General features: G+C 42.7%; 14 protein-coding genes and 4 pseudogenes. 15 read left to right on the forward strand and 3 right to left on the reverse strand.

What is annotated here, in order from left to right; all coding sequences use genetic code 11:
* Positions 1 to 44: 44 nt before the first annotated feature.
* A pseudogene (locus DP117_RS23145) lies at positions 45 to 815 on the forward strand (reverse transcriptase domain-containing protein); the annotation flags it as partial.
* Between the two features lie 1485 nt (positions 816 to 2300).
* On the opposite strand, the gene DP117_RS37355 reads toward DP117_RS23145, so the two are convergent.
* Entirely contained in the window at positions 2301 to 2444 is a 144-nt protein-coding gene (locus DP117_RS37355) for a zinc ribbon domain-containing protein (protein ID WP_339381390.1), read from the reverse strand.
* A 392-nt stretch (positions 2445 to 2836) separates the two neighbouring features.
* On the opposite strand from DP117_RS37355, the pseudogene DP117_RS36440 reads away from it, so the two are divergent.
* Positions 2837 to 2950 (forward strand): annotated as a pseudogene (locus DP117_RS36440) (site-specific integrase); the annotation flags it as partial.
* A gap of 61 nt (positions 2951 to 3011) precedes the next feature.
* Positions 3012 to 4331, forward strand: a complete 1320-nt coding sequence (locus DP117_RS23160; protein ID WP_169220593.1) for a Tn3 family transposase — start codon at positions 3012 to 3014, stop codon at positions 4329 to 4331.
* Positions 4332 to 4467: 136 nt separating this feature from the next.
* On the opposite strand, the gene DP117_RS23165 is transcribed toward DP117_RS23160, so the two are convergent.
* Positions 4468 to 6111, reverse strand: coding sequence for an alpha-amylase family protein (locus DP117_RS23165; RefSeq protein WP_169220594.1), 1644 nt, complete (start codon positions 6109 to 6111; stop codon positions 4468 to 4470).
* A 303-nt stretch (positions 6112 to 6414) separates the two neighbouring features.
* Between DP117_RS23165 and DP117_RS23170 the strand changes: the two genes are divergently transcribed.
* From DP117_RS23170 to rppA, 3 genes are all read left to right on the forward strand, one after another.
* Positions 6415 to 7989, forward strand: coding sequence for a sodium:proton antiporter (locus tag DP117_RS23170; protein WP_169220610.1), 1575 nt, complete (start codon positions 6415 to 6417; stop codon positions 7987 to 7989).
* A gap of 460 nt (positions 7990 to 8449) precedes the next feature.
* Complete coding sequence (locus DP117_RS23175; RefSeq protein WP_169220595.1) at positions 8450 to 8890, forward strand: hypothetical protein; 441 nt, start codon at positions 8450 to 8452, stop codon at positions 8888 to 8890.
* A gap of 122 nt (positions 8891 to 9012) precedes the next feature.
* On the forward strand, positions 9013 to 9705 hold the full coding sequence (gene rppA / locus DP117_RS23180) for a two-component system response regulator RppA (protein ID WP_169220596.1): 693 nt from the start codon (positions 9013 to 9015) through the stop codon (positions 9703 to 9705).
* Positions 9706 to 9726: 21 nt separating this feature from the next.
* On the opposite strand, the gene DP117_RS23185 is transcribed toward rppA, so the two are convergent.
* Positions 9727 to 10335: a hypothetical protein gene (locus DP117_RS23185; protein ID WP_169220597.1), complete on the reverse strand. Its 609-nt coding sequence runs from the start codon at positions 10333 to 10335 to the stop codon at positions 9727 to 9729.
* A gap of 147 nt (positions 10336 to 10482) precedes the next feature.
* Between DP117_RS23185 and DP117_RS23190 the strand changes: the two genes are divergently transcribed.
* From DP117_RS23190 to DP117_RS23230, 9 genes and pseudogenes are all read left to right on the forward strand, one after another.
* A complete protein-coding gene (locus DP117_RS23190; protein ID WP_169220598.1) occupies positions 10483 to 11760 on the forward strand; it encodes an ATP-binding protein in 1278 nt (425 codons plus the stop codon).
* A gap of 234 nt (positions 11761 to 11994) precedes the next feature.
* A complete protein-coding gene (locus DP117_RS23195) occupies positions 11995 to 12348 on the forward strand; it encodes a phage holin family protein (RefSeq protein ID WP_169220599.1) in 354 nt (117 codons plus the stop codon).
* 321 nt (positions 12349 to 12669) lie between these two features.
* Positions 12670 to 13821 (forward strand): annotated as a pseudogene (locus tag DP117_RS23200) (hypothetical protein).
* Positions 13822 to 13860: 39 nt separating this feature from the next.
* Positions 13861 to 15252, forward strand: coding sequence for a magnesium transporter (gene mgtE / locus DP117_RS23205; protein ID WP_169220600.1), 1392 nt, complete (start codon positions 13861 to 13863; stop codon positions 15250 to 15252).
* 182 nt (positions 15253 to 15434) lie between these two features.
* On the forward strand, positions 15435 to 16115 hold the full coding sequence (locus tag DP117_RS23210) for a hypothetical protein (protein ID WP_169220601.1): 681 nt from the start codon (positions 15435 to 15437) through the stop codon (positions 16113 to 16115).
* 48 nt (positions 16116 to 16163) lie between these two features.
* A complete protein-coding gene (locus DP117_RS23215; protein ID WP_169220602.1) occupies positions 16164 to 16859 on the forward strand; it encodes a rhomboid family intramembrane serine protease in 696 nt (231 codons plus the stop codon).
* Between the two features lie 125 nt (positions 16860 to 16984).
* Positions 16985 to 17401 (forward strand): DNA-binding protein, encoded by a 417-nt coding sequence (locus tag DP117_RS23220; protein WP_169220603.1) that lies wholly within the window; start codon positions 16985 to 16987, stop codon positions 17399 to 17401.
* A gap of 155 nt (positions 17402 to 17556) precedes the next feature.
* Positions 17557 to 18168: pseudogene (locus DP117_RS23225) on the forward strand (amino acid permease); the annotation flags it as partial.
* Positions 18160 to 18726, forward strand: coding sequence for a class I SAM-dependent methyltransferase (locus DP117_RS23230; RefSeq protein WP_248277784.1), 567 nt, complete (start codon positions 18160 to 18162; stop codon positions 18724 to 18726). The pseudogene DP117_RS23225 and the gene DP117_RS23230, both read left to right, overlap by 9 nt.
* The last annotated feature ends 493 nt before the right edge of the window (positions 18727 to 19219 follow it).

Here is a 19219-nt window from a genome sequence, read left to right on the forward strand (position 1 = left end):
AAACACGCAAGTCGTGAGGTTTGAAGGTGCGCTCCGTCCCTACTCTATTAAGTCCGTTGCTAGCCAATATAGCACTCAATGGGATTGAGGACTTACACCGTTATCACACCAACAAGGGGTACAATATAACCCCTAATACTTCAGATAAGGACATCAGAAAAGCCTGTGTGAGGTATGCGGATGATATGGTGTTTTTCCTCAGACCAGAGGATGATGCAGAAAAGTTACTTGAAAGAATCAACCAGTTCTTAGCAAAAAGAGGATTAAAGATAAGCGAAAGAAAGACAAAGCTAACCGCTTCGACAGATGGATTTGACTTTTTAGGATTCCATTTAAAAGTGCAATCCAACGGAAAATCCAGATGCATCCCTTCAGAGGATAACTTCAAAAAATTCCAAAAGAAAGTTAAGGAAATCATCAACTGCTTGAATTACGGTGCTAATGTCAAGGCTAAGAAATTAGCTCCAATTGTTAGAGGATGGAGGAATTACCATAAGTTTTGTAAGATGGATGGCTCAAGGTTCTCCCTGTGGCATCTTGAACACAAAACGTTTCAGGTATTTAACAAGGAAACAAAACAGGATAGGCAATCAGCCGAAAAACTTGTAAAACAAGCATTCCCGTCAGTCTCTTACTCTGAAAACCGTCATATCAAAGTCAAAGGAAATAAATCACCTTTTGATGGAGACCTAGTTTACTGGTCCGAACGGAACAGTAAATCATACGACGGCACAACCTCAAAACAATTACAGAAGCAAAACCATACATGTGGATATTGTGGATTAAAGGTTACAAGTAGAACTGGTGGCGATTGAGGCAGAGGGACAGGTACGTTACTTGGATAAGTATCCGGCGGCACAAAAAGCTGAGCAAAAGACCGCGATGCTGGTGCCCGTGCTGGCTGAGTTCCGATTTCCTTCACAGGAATGACTTTGTGGTTGGTAAAGTAGCGATCGCTGTGACATTGGGCACAATTAGCCTGAGCAAAAACTGCTGCACCGTGTTCAAGGGTTTCGATATCAGCAGATTTATGGGGAGGTGGTGCTAGGGTATTTTGCCAAGCGGACATTCCATTAAGTTGAGCAGCAACGGGTAGCCCAGGAGTTGTTGCCATTAACCCGTTCTGCATAAACAGCGAACCCTTGGGATATTCTGGCATCCGAATCGTGCTGTTAATACCAGGTTCTCCTGGAGTAGGGTCTACTCGTTCTAAAAATTCAGAAGGTTGCACTCCCTCTGGAAGCCGGAATTTTGGATTGGAGGCATTTTGCAGCATTGCTCCTAAATAGACTTGTTTGTCAATGCCTAACACACTTTCGCTGGCATCTACTGTGGTCGTGGGGTCTGCATTAATCCCAAACACCGCATTATTTAATGTCGTCAATCCGTGGAACCAACCAATGGAGGCAACACCACTCCATGCATAGGGCCAAGAACCGTGAGTGTAAGAGGATGGAATTTGAGCCGAGTTGTTCTTGAGGTCGCCATTAGAGACAAAGTTGCCAGGTGCCCACGAAAGTATGGCTGCATCCACTTCGTCTTCCAAGATTTTCGCGTCTGGGAGATATGCTTTTTCTCCTTCATTGTTGATGTACCCGTGCTGACCTGGTGAAATTTTCGTCGGGTTCACATCTGTCTGACGGAAGAGTGCAGCGGAATTGCTTGCGATCGCGATCAGCGGACCAAGATTAATATCTGTATTAATTGCGCCTTCCAGAATACGTCCAGTTTCTTCACTGACTGTTGCGTGGCACAGAACACAAGTGATGCCAACTCGAGGTTTAGCATTCTTGATATGAGTGATAACTCCCAACGGAAAGAGGGAACCCTTGGGGACATCTAGACCAGTATTTATGACCGTACCTGCTTTAAAAGTGCGACTACCAACAGTGATATCTTGGTCTATAGGAATCTGAAGATTAGTGGTGGGTTTACCCTTGAGAGCCAAAACTGCTTTGGAGATGCTACCGAGATTAATTGGACCATCCAGGATGCCAACAATATCTGTAAACAGATATTCATTACCAAAAGTTTCTTGATAGAAAGTATTTCGACCCAAGTCTATGAGTTCTTCAGTGATCTTGACAGCGCCATTATCCGCAGAGAGTGCTTCACGTCCCCTCTCACTTTGAAGAAGTTTGTCTGCTTCTTCTTTGCTAACGGCATAGCCTAGCACATCGTAGGAGCCAACTCCTCTTGGTGCTGATTTTGTCAAAGGTGTATAAGGCATTGAGCCGAGATACGTGTAAAAACCTGCAAGATGGTCTGGAAAGACTTGCTATATATAACTTTTAGCGATTTTAACTCCCCGTTTTGTAAGGCTTTCCGCATATTGGACAAAATTTATACCTTAACGATCCGACTAACTCACCACAGTGATCGCAACTAGCGCGTAGTTGTGTCCCGCAAAGATAACAATACTTAGCTTTAACGTTACTCCACATTGGGTCAGCACGACTCCCTGGATTCCAGCACTTCGGGCAGAATTTAACGGACTGAATTGGTCGAGTTTCTTCACCCTTGATAGTTGCCTCTAAATATTCAACTGGTGTCCCCAAACCAACTGCAAGTCCAAGTAGTGTTTTGTGGTTGAGTTTTGTTGTTAAGCCTCGTTCAATCTTTCCTACAGACCGAGAGTGGATACCAGCAGCATAAGCTCGCGCTCAAACTGAGTCAAGTTGAGTTCTTTTCTAATTCGCGCTACATAGCCAGCAAGGGATTCTCCAGACCTGGGAGTTTTTATAGTATCCATGAAATGCTGTTAGTATCCTCTTTAAAAAGATATATAATTTATTCATAAATAACCTTGATAAAAACACACAAATTTGAGTGAAAAGTGTCTCTTGAAGAATTACGTGCATTAATGGGACATGAGAGCATTCAAACAACTTTACGTTACCAAAAAGTAACTTCGCATAGAACTAACACGGGTAGCTTCCGTTGTAGATGAAATTTGCTCAGATGGTAAGCCGCTAACAATTAATAAGGACGGTGAACCCGTACTGAAAAGGTTGAAATTAACCCCTGAACCTCCCGAAGTAGAAGAATTAGAAGAGAAAATCCGTGTGCTAATCCCGGAACGTAGTATTTTAGACATCCTCTGCAATGTCGAGCATTGGTTGAATTGGACGCGGCATCTTGGTCCGCTATCTGGGAGCGAACCCAAATTCAAGCAATCTGCGGAACGTTATATTTTCACAACTTTTGGCTACGGGTGTAACCTGGGACCGAATCAAACGGCTCGTCATTCAAGGGGTGTAGTCACATCTCACATGATTTCTTATACCAACCGTCGCCATATCAGTACACCGAAAATTGAGGCAGCGATTCGGGATATTATCAATGCTTTCAACCGTTTTAGTTTACCGTCGATTTGGGGTACGGGAAAAAAAGCGGCAGCAGATGGCAGTAAGTTTGAGATTTACGAGAATAATTTACATAGCGAATACCACATCCGTTATGGTGGGTATGGAGGTATTGCTTACCACCACGTTTCTGATAAATACATAGCCTTGTTTACCCACTTTATTACCTGTGGTGTTTGGGAAGCCGTGTATATTTTGGACGGACTCTTAAAAAATCTTTCGGACATTCAACCGGATACTTTATACGCAGATACACAAGGTCAGTCAGGACCAGTGTTTGCTATTTCTTACCTTCTGGGTATCAAATTGATGCCACGTATCCGTAACTGGAAAGACCTTACTTTCCTGCGTCCCAGTGAGTCAGCAACTTACAAGTACATCGACCCATTATTTAAGGGTGTGGTCAACTGGAACCTAATTAAAACGCATTGGCATGACATGATGCGGGTTGTGCTGTCGATTAAGGCGGGGAAGGTAATGCCTTCCACTCTTCTACGTAAGTTGGGCAGTTACAGTAAAAAAAATCGCCTTTATCAGGCGTTCCAAGAATTGGGTAAAGTTGTGCGGACGATGTTTCTGCTGGAGTATATCTCCTCCCCAAAAATGCGAAATGAAATTACGGCGATCACAAATATTGTAGAAAAGTACCATCATTTTCTAGATTGGGTCTGTTTCGGCAAAGATGGCACGATTACTGAAAATGACCCGATTGAACAGGAAAAGCGGTTTAAATACTTAGATTTGGTTGCAAGTGCGGTGATTTTACACAATACAGTCGATATGTCGTTGGCGATTCAAACGCTAATGGCACAGGGTGAGCCTGTTCATCAACGGTATATTAAGGCTTTGAGTCCTTTTATTACGAGGCATATCAAGCGGTATGGAGATTATGTGGTGAATTTGCAGTCGATTCCACAGCCATTGGAAACGGCGATTAATCTCCCGCCGGAAATCTTTGAAATCTAGTCAGAGAAAGCGTTTCCAGACCCGGAATGCCGGTTTTGACACGTATCTCGGCTCAATGCCTACTAGCATTCCTAATATTTTTAATAGATGAATAGCTAATTTAAAATCGAGCGATCGCCACGCTCATAACAGACTCCTACAAGTGGTGACAACCAACACGAAACCAACGATAGCCATAACCCTCAAGTTGAACATTGTGCAAAGTCCCCTCAATCGCCTCGTAGGGCTGGTCTCCAAGTAAATCAATCAGGCGTTCCCCATCACCCTCTTCTAGCTCAAGTTTTACAGTACAAGCTTCCTGAGCTAAATTATGTACGGCGATGACAACACCACTGTGCCACTCACAACGGTGTGCAAAAATGCAAGGATTATCTGTATTGATGATTTCGTATTTCCCCCAGCCAAACTCTGGACATTCCTTACGCATCCGGATAGCACGTTCCATCCAATTGAGGAGCGATTTGGGGTCACGGCGCTGGTCAAGGACATTCAAGTGCTTGTAACTGTATTTCTCTTCCTTGACTACCGGGAGAACCAGTTGATTAAAGGACGCTGTTGAGAAGCCTGCATTCGCCTCACTCGACCACTGCATTGGTGTGCGAGCCGGATTGCGTTCTTCCAAGGATAAGTCATCGCCCATTCCAAGTTCCTCACCATAATTGATGACAGGAGTACCAGGTAAAGTTAACATCAAGCTGTAAGCAAGCCGCAAGCGACGAGGATCGCCATCAACCATCGGGGCGAAGCGACGGCGGATACCCCGGTCAAAAATCCACATTTTTTCTTTATTTGGTGCCAATGCGGCAGCAATTTCTTCCTGTTGGGTGTCAGAGAGTTGATTAAGTGTCAATTCATCATGGTTGCGGATGAAGTTCACCCACTGACCAATTTCAGGAATATTCGGCAGTGATTTCAATGCTTCAATCAGTGGGGTAGCCTTTTCTTGGGCGAGAGCAACAAACAGGTGCTGATTGACAATGAAATTGAAGAGCATTTGCATCTTGTCTCCGTCCCCGAAGTATGGTAATAGTTCATCTGCCGGGACATTGACCTCTGCTAGCAAAATCGCATCCCCACGTCGCCACGAAAGGAAATCCCGTATCTCCTTCAGGTAGAGGTAAGGACTCTCCACATCGAGTTGGGTTTTATTCCCCCGTATTTCAATTAAAAACTCAGCCGCATCGACTCGGAAGCCAGAGACACCCAGAGCAAGCCAAAAGCCAATGACTTTCTGGATTTCTTGACGCACCTGGGGGTTGGTAATATTTAAGTCGGCTTGGTGGTCATAAAATCGATGAGCATAATAGGCTCCCGTTTCTTCGCTATAAGTCCACGTACTCTTCTGAAAACCTGGGAAAACAATTCCTTCCTCGATGTCTTCAGGTTTTTCTTTTGACCACACATAGTAATTCCGGTACTTTGAATTCTCATCCTTGCAAGCTGCTTGAAACCAAGGGTGCTGGTCAGATGTATGGTTAATTACCAGGTCAACGATGATGCGGATACCGCGTTCCTGCGCCTGACGGGTAAATTCGACAAAATCACCGAGCGTTCCTAGACGGGGATCAACGTTGTAATAATCCATCACGTCGTACCCGTTGTCCTTGTTGGGAGTCGGATAAAATGGCATGAGCCAAACGCAGGTAATTCCCAACCCAGCAATGTAGTCTAGTCGCTGAGTCAGTCCCTCAAAGTCACCAATACCATCGCCACTGGCGTCCATGTAGGTTTCAACATCAATGCAGTATATAACAGCGTTTTTGTACCAGAGGTCCAACATAGAGAATACCTAAGTTCAGTTGTGTGAAGGAAATTTTTGGCGTTGAACCTGATTAACTCATAGGTTAAAAAGGTAATCTAAAACGGCTTTGTCAATTTGTAAAACTTTCTTTGTGTTTCCAGTATTGGAAATAAATGTGACTCAAAAGTGAGCGCGATGCAGCACTTCAAAACCCAACTTTTCGGTAACGTTCGGTAACGTTACAATATTGTGCAATCCTGTAGTAAGTGAATTACATCTCCTCAGTACCGCATAATTGAGGACAATCGATTTGATGTGGCAAATAAGGAGCCTAAAATTGTTATGACGCTTGAGTCGGTGCAATCTTCGGCAGTCATTGAAGACAATCTAAAGCAATTCCTTTTGGTACTCTCAGTATCTCTAAGTGTGGCAACGCTGCCGCAGATTTTTAGCTGGTTTCGCCAGATTCCCTATACCTTGTTGTTGGTGATTGTGGGTTTAGGTTTGGCTTTTGTCGATGTCCGCCTCGTGAATCTTTCTCCAGAGTTGATTCTGTCAATTTTTTTACCACCGCTGTTATTTGAAGCGGCATGGAATTTGAAATGGCCGGACTTGAAGCGAGATTTAGTTCCCATCTGCTTGTATGCGGTGATTGGGGTGGTAATTTCGATTTTAGGAATCGCCTTGGGGTTAAATCAACTCACTGGGATGTCGTTAACTACAGCAATGCTGGTTGGGGCAAGTCTATCTGCTACTGATCCGGTTTCTGTAACAGCGTTATTTCGAGAACTCGGTGTGGGAAGTCGTTTGACAACGTTGATGGAAGGTGAGAGCCTGTTTAACGATGGTATGGCGGTAGTTGCCTTCGGTTTTTTGGTGACGCTTCCCCTCGGTACTGCTAACTTGGCGATTCAATCGATTTTCGTTCAATTGTTTGCAGTTGTTGGTATTGGTATAGCTGTCGGCGGTTTGATTGGTTTTGGTATTTCTTATCTGACTCAAAGATTCGATTTACCATTGGTAGAACAATCATTAACTCTGGTTTCTGCCTACGGCACTTATCTAATTACCGAAGATTTGGGGGGATCGGGAGTGATTGGGGTAGTTACCACAGGCTTAATCTTAGGTAACTTTGGCTCTCGCATCGGTATGAACCCGCGCACCCGAATTATTGTGACTGAATTTTGGGAGTTTCTGGCGTTTTTTGTCAATTCTATTGTGTTTCTGCTGATTGGTGATCAGATCCACTTTGCCATTCTAGGAGAAAACTTGGGAATTATTGTTGTGACTGTGGGAGCGATGATTTTGACACGGGCGATCGCCATTTACGCTCTAAGCAGCCTAAGCAATTCCCTCGCCAACTCGTCTATTCCTTTACAGGATCAAACGGTACTCTGGTGGGGCGGACTACGAGGTTCAGTCTCCATCGCTCTGGCATTGAGTATACCTGCTATCTTACCTGAACGGGAGAAAATCATCGCCACAGTTTTTGGGGTGGTGTTATTTACTTTGCTAGTGCAGGGATTGACTGTTAAACCTTTGTTGGAGAGATTAAATCTTTTGGGGGATCAACCTCTGCGTCAGAAATATTCGGAAGCGATCGCGCGTTTGGCTGCGCTCAATCGTGTTCTGCAATACCTCAATCAAGTAGAGAAACGACCAGGCATTGAACCAGAATTTCACCGCTACCAACAGACGTTGGTTAAGGGGGAGTTGAACCGTTTGCAAGAAGAAATTGACCAACTGCAAAATGAATATCCCAATTTGCGGAACTTTACGGCCCAACAGCTGCGAGAAGAATTGCTGGCGATTGAGGCAGACACCTACGCTGAATTTGTGAAAGCAGGTCGGTTAAATCAGGAATTGTCTCCTTTCCTCCAACAGGATTTTCCAGAAGATAATGAAACTATCCAATAGCTTTGAAACAATCGTCCAGAAGGTAAGTGTACTATGCTTCTTCAACTGCGATAGACTATGTATATCAACATCAATGAACAGTGAACAGTGAACAGTGAAGGAGTCACCGAGTCAGGAGTCGTGACGTCAGTCGTCGGAATTCTTTATTTCTTCCTTGGTGAATACTGAATTCAGAATTGCTGAATTCTTCTTCAAACTGGTAACTGATAACTGGTAACTGGTAACTGATAACTGATAATTAAATTTCGGGCTTTCAGCCTATCATCTTTGTAAAGTTTTATTTTTGTGGTAACTAATTCTCAACAATACGGATGAGATAACCTTGATAATATTTGGTAGAATCCAAAAATTCTCTTCCTGTGAAGCACGGGTAAACATAAACGCATGGTCTAGATTTTATATGTTTACTTCTGCTTACAAACTTTTCAACTATTCTTAGTTCTAGTATCAACTAATTGTTATGAATATAGGATTTTTCAGCAGGATTCCTTACTTATCCTTAATGTTACTTTGGCTTGCTTATACTCTCTTAGGGTGGTATCTATCTGCTCATCATATTGCTTGGCTTGTAGGAATTTTTATAGCAGTCGTAGCCTTATTTGTAGCAAGTAAAAGTAGCTCTCTGTTTGAGCGTTCATTTAGATTTTGTTCGCAAGGCTTGTTTGTGGTCTTGATGACCTCTTTAGCTATCAGTACATTAGTGGCTTTAGCAGCAACTTGGTCTATACTATTAACCCTCCTTGTGATTCCTCTAGCAACAACAATTTTAGCGGAATTAGAAATGCGTTTTACTGGCTTAAGCAAGGTAGATACATTTGTAGTGTTAACAGTCTTAGCTGGATTTGGTTTGATAGTGGGCGAAATGATAGATATCCTGCTTTTCCCTAGTATCAGGTATTAGTTGCTAGGTGAATCTGAAAGATAAATTGGTTTACCACCTCAAGATAATCTAACTGGTGGAAGACGTGGGAGATTTTAGGCTTTTGTACTATGAGCAAAGTGGTTCTATAGCAAAGACGGTTTATGCGTATCTTAGTAGTAGAAGACGATCCAGAACAATTAGAGCCATTACAGGGTGTACTGTCGGAAGCCGGATATATTGTTGATGGTGTTGAAGATGGGGAAATTGCACAATGGCTATTGTCTCAAAAAGAGTATGACTTGTTGATTTTGGATTGGATGTTACCGACCATCAGCGGGTTGAGTCTGTGTCGTCAGTATCGCCAAGCAGGTAAAACCGCACCTGTATTGATACTCACTGCTAAAGATACTACCCTAGATAAAGTCACAGGTTTAGATGCTGGGGCAGATGATTATTTGGTCAAACCTGCGGATCTGGTGGAACTTTTAGCACGGGTACGTGCTTTGGGACGGCGATCGCCCTTATGGCAGGGAGAGACTCTCCGGTTGGCAAATTTACAACTGCACCTCAATCGCTTAACAGTAGAACGGGGTAAAACTAGCGTGGAATTATCGCCCCGCGAGGCTCAACTGCTAGAGTACCTGATGCGTCACCCCAATCAGGTCTTAACCCGCAATCAGATAGAAGAAGCATTATGGGAGTGGGGTATGGAACCCGAAAGCAATGCTTTAACTGTACTAGTACGTAAGTTGCGACACCGGTTGCAGTTAGTTGGTGCAGAAGACTGGATTAAAACGGTTTACGGTATGGGATATAGCCTCAAACTTCCTGAGGAAAGTGGGAGAGTGAGTTGAGGAAAGTATTTTGAATGCTCGCTAGTTTTTCACTCGATAGCTAACTAACATCGTGGCATCTTCAGCAGACAGACCTAGTTCTTGAACAATCATGGTTTTTACAGAGCTTAATTCTGTAGCTGAAAACTCGAATTCTAACTTTTTGAGTACGGAGTCTGCGGTTTTGACCTCAACTTTGGTAAATCCCTGCTCCTTATCAATTTCAGCGAGGATTCCTAGTGCTTTGACTGCAAGCTGCACCTGCATTTGTGTATTAGGTTGCAGAGTTTCTACTTCTTTTGACAGTCCCAGTTCTTCAGCAATCATGGCTTTTATCGAACTTAATTCTGTGACTGGAGACTTGAATTCTAACTTTTTGAGTATGGAGTTAGCAGTATTAAGTTCAACAATAGTAAAGTCACGTTTGTTTTCAATTTCAGCGTTGATGACTCGCACATTGACCAGAAGTTTCATTGTTAGCGTGTTGTGTGTATCAGCTTGGAGTTTGTCTGCGGTACCGTAGTAACGACTCAATAGCAGGTTTGTCAATGGTTCACCAGCAAGTCCAAAAGCAATTAAAAGCAGTGGTACAGGCAGCACAAATTCTAGCTTTAAAGACTGCAATTTTAGCAACCAACGGGACAAGGACATAGGGCAACAAGCGCGAATAGGCAACGAGTAGGCGGATTAAAATCTAGATAAATTAACTATTACAATACTGAACAATTAAAGCCACTCATACCGCTTTAACTGAACAGGGAGATACCTCTGCATGATACTAACCTCTCGCCTCTAATCATGTTTAATCGTAGTCGTAGCAATCTAGCTGTATGGTTTACCCTAACGATGGGGAGTATTTTGGTCGTTTTTGCCGGAGTACTTTACTACCACAAAGTCTTAGACGAGTTAGAGGATTTAGATCGCTTACTCTACCAAAAATCCAGAGTGATGGCGGTGAACGCGAAGTACGATCTGCGTCAGGGAAAGTTAGACTTAGAAAATGTGCCACTCTTAGGGAGTAATTTGCCACCGTTAGGTACTGAACTTGTATATGCCCGTTGGTACGATACCAAAGGGCAACTGGTGCAATTTTTCGGTATGACTCGAAAAGCGCAGTTGACAATGACCCCTGGATTTCATACTATCAAGACCGCGCTTCACTCCTCAAGGGCAAGACCCACTGCTATCTGGCTACGTCAGTTAACGCTACCCGTCTACCAAGATAATCTGTTAATCGGTTATCTTGAAGTTGCAATGCCACTGACATCGACTCAAAATGATCTGACTCAGTTACGACTGGTTTTGCTTGTGACAGTGCCAGTGACTTTAGGGATAATAGCTGTGGCTGGTTGGTTCTTGGGGGGACTGGCAATGCAACCGATTCGTCAGACTTACGAACAGTTACAACGCTTCACAGCGGATGCTTCTCATGAATTGCGATCGCCTCTAGCAGCAGTCATCAACAATGCCCAATACGGTTTACTGTCTACATCTAGCAATCGGGCCGAACAACGTCAGCGCTACCAAAAGATTGTTGATATCACCAAGTCCATGAGTCTCCTGATAAATAATCTGCTGTTTTTGGCACGTCATGAAGGACGATTACCGACTGAATCGTTGCAAGCAGTTGATTTGAAAAACTTGCTACAGCAGCTAGCAGACAACTATGCAACACAACAAGATGCACAACATCTGAGTTTCACTTGCGAATTGCCCCCTAACAATGTGAAAGTGCAAGCCGAACCAGACTTGCTGCGTCAAGTAGTAGTCAACCTGATTAGCAATGCCTGTAAATATACGAACGCTGACGGGAAAGTACTGTTGCGGCTTTTTACTCAGTCACGTCACGCTATCATTCAAGTCGTAGATAATGGGATTGGGATTCCTGAAACTGATTTGCCGTATATCTTTGAGCGGTTTTATCGAGTCGATAAGAAGCGTTCCCGTAAAACTGGTGGGTTTGGTTTGGGGTTGGCGATCGCCCAACAAATTGTCCAAGCACATGGCGGTAAGATTAGTGTCAAAAGTGTAGTCGGGCAAGGCTCAACTTTTCAAATTGTTCTACCACTCAAGTAGCCACACCGGTCGTTACTGTCATTTTCTGCTCACATTTTTTAGCAACATTAAAGATAGCTAGAGAAAAAGGTTATTACTCCTTGTGACCTCTAACTGTTTGTTGTGTCTTGTGGGTTGATAACCCATACGTGTTGGAACTGTGGGGCGATGAGGTAGCACCTTTCTATCAGCCCCATTTACTATTGCTTAATTGCAACTTTCTATCAAACTTTAACCAGTGACAACATTTGAACCATGTTGATAGTAAACTTCTTGTTAACTTGGCTAGTTGCAGCTGTATCATTATTGCTGACAGCCTATATTGTACCAGGCTTTACGTTTGATAGTTTTGGCACAGCCGCAATGGCCGCTTTGATTTTAGGGTTCGTCAATGCATTTGTTCGACCTGTTTTGTTTATTTTGACGTTTACCCTTACTATTGTGACGTTAGGTCTATTTCTATTTGTTGTTAACGCGCTCATGCTTTGGCTAGTAGGATTCCTCGTTCCTGGTTTTATAGTTGCTGGTTTCTTACCTGCTTTGTTAGCTTCAGTTGTTCTGACACTTGTTTCTACACTGCTGAGTCTTTTTGTCAGAAATGCTATTTAATATAGTTGTTTTTTCTGAGCGTTGTCATTTTCTCTTCACATTTATTGTTAATACTGAAGATAACTAGTGCGGATTTGATCAACTGTGAATCAAACAAATGAATTACCAATTCACTGCTTTGATGTAACAGTTGATATTCTTTCTTAGCCTCATATTCCTGGACTACTGTCTGGGAATAACTGAGGCTTAGGGATTTTCATAGCACATCACGATTGAAATTATTTTTTTTTAATTGTTATTTATAAGAGCAATCAATCATAGAAAAATGACTTTTAATACCATTTTTTCTAGTTTTTGTCTTTCCATGAAGGAGTAAACCTCATGCAATTATTGTCCATTTATGAATTAAAAAGTTTAATAGAAAAACCGGATGGAGTTTGTGTTTAAATTTATATGCCAACCCATCGCCTGGGAATAGAAACGCAACAAGACCCGATTCGGTTTAAAAATTTGGTGCGAGAGGCAGAAGAACAGCTTATAAAAAGTGGTCTTCGCGGTCAAGATGCAAGAAACTTGTTGTCAAAAGCTAAAGAACTCGATGAATATAAATTTTGGCAGCACCAAAGTGATGGACTAGCAATTTTCATTTCTACTAACTTGTTTACTTATTACTGCCTACCAATCAATTTTCAAGAATTAGTTGTCGTCACTGACCGTTTTCATCTTAAGCCGTTGCTACCTCTGCTGACAAATGATGGACGGTTTTATATCTTGGCTCTTAGTCAAAATCAAGTGAGATTATTTCAAGGGACACGTTATAGTGTCAGCGAGATTTCATTGGAAAATCTGCTTCAAAATATTGCTGAAGCGCTGAAATATGATCATGCCCAAAAGCAGTTACAGTTTCATACTGGTACATCACAAGCAGGTGGTGGCGAACGCGCTGCTATATTTCATGGTCAAGGTGCTGGCAATGATCAGCAAAAGGATAATATCCTACGATATTTTCGTCAGGTGGATAAAGGATTGCAAGAGTTGCTAAAAAATCAGCAAGCACCTTTAGTATTGGCGGGTGTGGAATATTTATTTCCTATTTACAAAGAAGCGAATACTTATCCCTATTTAATAGATGAAGGAGTGACAGGCAATCCAGATGAGTTAAAGGCACAAGAGTTACACATGTTAGCTTGGAAAATTCTTATGCCTCACTTTAATCAAGCTCAAAAAGCAGCTGTTGACCGCTATGAGGAATTAGCAGGTACAGGGCAAACGAGTAACCATATCAAAGAAATTGTTCCTATGGCTTATTATCAACTGGTTGATACTTTGTTTGTTGCAGTTGGTGTACAGCGGTGGGGCAATTTTACCCCAGATGATAATCTAGTTGAATTGCATCGGGAACAAGAAACTCAGGACGAAGATTTAATGGATTTTGCGGCTATCCATACTTTATTGAATGGTGGAACAGTTTATGCAGTTGAGCCAGAATTAGTCCCAGATAATGCACCGTTAGCTGCTGTGTTCCGATTTTAAATCATTCTGATATAAATCTGTATCTAGGAGGACTTTGCCTTGAGTGAGAATCAACTTTCCTCTTCACGGCGATCAAATTCTCGACAAGAACTTGTGGAGTTAGTGCGATCGCAACTACAAGCACTCCTACAACAAGAAAATTTGCAGGGAGCAAAAGCCCTACTGATTCCTGTACAACCTGCAGATATTGCTCAAGCAATTGATGGGTTACCAGAAGCGATGCAGGCAATAGCTTTCCGCTTACTTTCTAAAGACGAGGCGATTGAAGTTTATGAATATCTCGACCCCAGTGTTCAGCAGTCCTTAATTGCAGAATTCAAGCATCAAGATGTCCTCGACATTGTAGATCAGATGTCGCCGGATGACCGTGCCAGACTGTTTGACGAGTTACCTGCTAAAGTTGTCTGGCGGCTGCTTCAACAACTGAGTCCTGAGGAACGCGAAGCTACAGCTTTGCTTTTGGGTTATAAAGTGGGTACTGCTGGGCGGATAATGACCCCAGAGTATATTTCGCTCAAGGAAAGTATGACAATTGCTCAAGCCTTAGAGCGAATTCGCAATTTAGCAAACGCCACGGAAATTATCTACTACTTGTATGTCACTGATAGCCAGCGCCGTTTGACAGGAACTCTTTCCCTACGGGATTTAGTCATGGCACAACCAGAGCAAACAGTGAGTCAAATCATGACGCGGGAAGTGGTATTTGTCCATACTGACACTGACCAAGAAGAAGTGGCACGAGTCATTCAGCATTATGACTTTGTTGCCTTACCTGTGGTAGACACAGAACAGCGTTTAGTTGGTATTGTCACCGTTGATGATGTTATTGATGTTTTACAGCAAGAAGCAACAGAAGACATCTATACTCTGGGTGGTGTTCAGTCTGGTGGCGACAATTATTTTCAAACTAACTTGGTCGTTGTTGCTCGTAAACGTGTTGTTTGGCTACTGCTGCTACTACTTACTAATACAGGTACTGCTGTAGTGATTCAAAATCAAGAGGCAATTTTAGAGCAAGTTGTTGCCTTAACTTTTTTTATTCCATTGTTAATTGACGCAGGTGGTAACGTTGGGGCACAGTCTTCAACAGTCGTCATTCGAGGACTAAGTACTCAGGAAATTCGCTCCAAAGCGTTAGCCGTGATTGGACGAGAGGGGAGTGCTGGGGCAATTTTGGGGTTCATGTTAGGAACAGTGGTAACAATATGGGCTTACTTTCTCCAAGGCAATTGGGGAGTAGCGCTTTCTGTAGGAATTAGCCTATTTGCAATTTCTGTTTTAGCCTCGGTGTCAGGTTCTGCCCTACCTTTTTTATTTCATCGTTTCGGTTTAGATCCAGCCTTGATGTCAGCGCCGTTTATTACTACTGCAGTTGATGTTTTAGGAGTTTTTATTTATCTAACTGTAGCAAGGCTTATTTTACAAGTTTAGATAGTTGAAAGTCTTTGTATTTTTCAATACGTCAAGTCTAATTTTAACAATTATCAACTATAATTTCTAAATTTTAGTGAGTTTTGATTATTCTTATTTAGTCTGATTTATATCTTTTGTAGTCACTTTTTAATCACATTTATTCTCCAAACTATAAACAACAGAACGAACAAAAAACAGACATGAACAATATTTTTTGGCAACGCGCATCTACTTTACTAGCTCTGACATCTGTGACTATCTTTGGTATGAATTTGCCAGCTCGTGCAGAAAATACTAATGTAAGTTCTAATAATGTAGTACAAAAGCAAAATAATAGCAGTGAAACTCCTGGTACGACTTTGACTTCTGCATCTGCTTTGCTAGCTGCACCAACATCTCAAATAGAACAAACATCCACTGCAACTACACCTCAGACTGAATCCACACAGGTTGCTCAAGTTGTTTCCCCTGGAAGAATCACTCGCTCTGGTCCTAGTTATCTTGGTGTTGGTGGTAACATTGGTTTGACTGGCAATACAACTTTAGGTGAAGGTGCATTTAGTGTCATTAGCAAAATTGGACTGACACGAAACTTGTCTGCACGTCCGGCTGCTGTCATTGGAGATAATACAGTCTTTCTGGTTCCACTTACTGTAGATTTTCCCCAAGAAAATTTGGAAGTCACCCAACTGAATATAGCGCCTTATATTGGTGGTGGAGTGGCAGTTTCTACAGGCAGAGATAGCACTGTTGGTGCATTAATTACTGGTGGTGTAGATGTTCCTTTATCCCCACAGATCACAGCAACGGGTGGGGTGAATGTCAGTTTTATTGATGAAACTGATGTCGGGGTGTTAGTGGGAGTTGGCTACAACTTTTAAAGATTCTTGTAAAGATTGAAAGAATGGTCATTATGAGGAAAAACAACCGTGGTTCCGCTGCGAGATAACAACCCTACAACAATTACCCCATTTATCACATACGGGATAATTATTGCTAATATTGTTGTTTTTCTTTATCAACTAAGTCTCACACCGCAACAATTGCAAGGGTTTTTTCAGATTGCAGCCTTAGTACCATGCCAACTTTCAAGTACCTGTCCTAGTAGCCCAGGAAACTCACTGATACCAGAATGGATGACTTTGATTACGTCTCAATTCCTGCATGGTGGTTTTTTGCATTTGGCAGGGAATATGCTTTTTCTGTGGATTTTTGGCAACAATATTGAAGACCGCTTGGGTCATGTGAAATATCTTATTTTCTATCTAACGTGCGGCGTTTTGGCAGCATTGACCCAGTGGTTCTTTTCCCAGAATTCTACGATTCCTTCCTTGGGTGCTAGTGGTGCCATAGCAGGAGTTTTAGGCGCATACATTCTTCGTTTCCCAAAAGCTGAAGTTCTGACCTTAATTCCCTTGGGATTTTTCTTGACTACGGTACGACTTCCTGCATTTTTCTTTCTTGGGTTTTGGTTTGTCCAGCAAGCCTTTTATGGTATCGCTAGCTTACAGACTCGTACCAACGTTGGTATGGAAAGTGGTGGGATTGCCTATTGGGCACACGCCGGAGGCTTCGTCTTCGGGGCGATTCTTGGTCCTCTATTCGGCTTATATAAGCGCCGCTAGAAAACTTTAAATTTCAGCATAAATGAATAGAGCTGCTGCTGAAATTGCATTTGCATTTTTGTAGTCATTTTCTCGTCACATTTTATTTCAACAATGAAGATAGTACAGTTAAAAGGTAATTAGTGATGAATCCACGAGTATTCTTCGGCTTAACCTTGGCTGCAATTTCTACAATCACAATTGGGACTTTACCTACCTTGGCACAAGCCCAAACTAGCACCAGAATAAGTGATTTACGACAACGTGCCAACGGCATAACTGTATCTGGTCGAGTTACGCAAACAGTGGGCAATGATTTCATTCTTAACGATGGCACTGGGCAACTCATTGTTGATGCTGGACCGCGTTGGTGGCGCGAAATTAATCTAAAGTCTGGTGAGCAGATTACTGTTACAGGTGAGTTAGGCAGAGGTGGTGAATTAGATGCCTTTTCCATTACTCGTGCAGATGGTTCTGTAATTGATATTCGCCCGCCTCAAGGTCCACCACCTTGGGCAGGTGGTTCTAAGGGCGATAGCGGAGGACGTCCTGCCGCCCAATAGCCCGAAGCGCTATTGCTCCCTTATAGAACAGAGTAAAGATTTTCCTTGAGAAAAACCTTCGACGGTAAAACGGGCGATGGTGCAAAGCGCGCCTTCTTGCCATCGCCCTCAAAGTTAACAGTCAATATGTCAGGAAATTTTCATAAAAGTCCACAGTGAGTAAACGCACAAACTATTCTTTACCAAATATTGTGGTTGCAAACAAAGTAGCGCCGCAGGGGACGCTTTCGTTAAAAGACGCTATTGCCCTAATCGTTGGCGTTGTTATCGGTGCTGGTATTTTCGAGACACCATCCCTCGTCGCCGCTAATGTGGGAAGTGCGTTTGGGGCGCTGTTTGTTTGGTTCTTGGGTGGTGCAATGTCGTTGATTGGCGCTTTGTGTTACGCCGAACTAGCGACAGCGTATCCCCACACTGGTGGTAATTACCATTATTTAATGCGTGCCTTTGGCAAAAATTGGGCGTTCCTGTTTGCTTGGGCACGAATGACGGTGATTCAAACTGGTTCTATTGCACTTTTAGCGTTTGTGTTCGGGGACTATATCTCACAGTTGTGGCGACTTGGTGATTATTCCCCGTCTATTTACGCTGCTTTAGTCATCGTCATTTTTACCGGTGTCAATATCATCGGTATTCAACAAGGTAAATCAACCCAGAAATGGCTAATTGCAGTCATTTTAAACTAAAAAAAACTAAAAAATATGCAGTTACAGCGAATGCTTGGATTAGTAGTTATAAGTGTGGGTGTTGGCAGCTTAATGTTTGCAGGTTGCACTCAACAACGCAATTTTGAAGCAGAAGTCCAAGCACCAACAACCACTGCACAACCCCAAGAACGTCAGGCTGATGTGCCTTACGTTCCGACACCTGAAAAAGTCGTTGACCGAATGCTGAAACTGGCAAATGTGTCAAGTAACGATGTGCTTTATGACCTTGGTAGCGGTGATGGGCGGATTGCCATTACTGCTGTGCAGAAATACGGTGCGAAGCGTGCTACTGGTATAGAGATTAATCCCGAGTTAGTTCAGCAAAGTCGAGAAAACGCTCAAAAGGCGGGAGTGGCTGACCGCGTGACTTTTTTACAACAAGACCTTTTCCAAACTGATTTGAGTGAAGCAACGGTGGTAACTCTCTATTTGTTACCTAGTGTCAATTTGCAGCTGCAACCAAAGCTGTTGCAGGAACTCAAGCCCGGTACGCGGATTATTTCCCACGATTTTGATATGGGAAAATGGAAACCTGAGCGTGTAGAACGAGTACAGGGTACGGCTCGTCAGCACACCATTTACTACTGGGTTGTTCCTAAAAATCCCTACTTTAGCTAAGTAAGTCGGCGTTAAAAAATCAGCCTATGTAACGAAATGTAAAATTGCCAAATAGCTTTAAAATAGCTTATTTTATAGTTTTTACAAAACTCAACATACATTGGTTTTATTGTGCGGACTTACTTAGTGGTAAGTAGGTCGGCCTAAGTTTGTCGGTTGGGGAGCGTAAACCCTAGGAGTGTTTCCCGACAGAGGTATCTGGCATTTGACAAAGGAAACCCAACAGACTCACGCATAAACTTATATCTTGCACTTGGGTTAAACCTGGGGTTTCTTGAGAATAACGACAGTTAAAAACCTTCTCATGAAAGACATCTTTGGCAGGCATAGATACTTGTATATCGGGGTAGGATGTCTCGTGAGAAGCTGCGTGTCTACACACTTTGCTTATAATTGGGGTGGCGCGAAGATTTCGTTAGCGATCGCTTCCCACTGCCCACAGTTGATAAATTAAGTTGTTTTTCTATTAGAGATAAAAAATCAAATCACAATA

The organism is Brasilonema sp. UFV-L1 (assembly GCF_012912105.1).
Taxonomy (GTDB): Bacteria; Cyanobacteriota; Cyanobacteriia; order Cyanobacteriales; family Nostocaceae; genus Brasilonema.

Coding starts and splice junctions, on each gene's coding strand:
- DP117_RS37355 (WP_339381390.1), bottom strand. CDS start 2,444: ATGTGGAGTAACGTTAAAGCTAAGTATTGTTATCTTTGCGGGACACAA.
- rppA (WP_169220596.1), top strand. CDS start 9,013: ATGCGTATCTTAGTAGTAGAAGACGATCCAGAACAATTAGAGCCATTA.
- DP117_RS23165 (WP_169220594.1), bottom strand. CDS start 6,111: ATGTTGGACCTCTGGTACAAAAACGCTGTTATATACTGCATTGATGTT.
- DP117_RS23185 (WP_169220597.1), bottom strand. CDS start 10,335: ATGTCCTTGTCCCGTTGGTTGCTAAAATTGCAGTCTTTAAAGCTAGAA.
- DP117_RS23195 (WP_169220599.1), top strand. CDS start 11,995: ATGTTGATAGTAAACTTCTTGTTAACTTGGCTAGTTGCAGCTGTATCA.
- DP117_RS23170 (WP_169220610.1), top strand. CDS start 6,415: ATGACGCTTGAGTCGGTGCAATCTTCGGCAGTCATTGAAGACAATCTA.
- DP117_RS23190 (WP_169220598.1), top strand. CDS start 10,483: ATGTTTAATCGTAGTCGTAGCAATCTAGCTGTATGGTTTACCCTAACG.
- DP117_RS23220 (WP_169220603.1), top strand. CDS start 16,985: ATGAATCCACGAGTATTCTTCGGCTTAACCTTGGCTGCAATTTCTACA.
- DP117_RS23210 (WP_169220601.1), top strand. CDS start 15,435: ATGAACAATATTTTTTGGCAACGCGCATCTACTTTACTAGCTCTGACA.
- DP117_RS23175 (WP_169220595.1), top strand. CDS start 8,450: ATGAATATAGGATTTTTCAGCAGGATTCCTTACTTATCCTTAATGTTA.
- DP117_RS23230 (WP_248277784.1), top strand. CDS start 18,160: ATGTTTGCAGGTTGCACTCAACAACGCAATTTTGAAGCAGAAGTCCAA.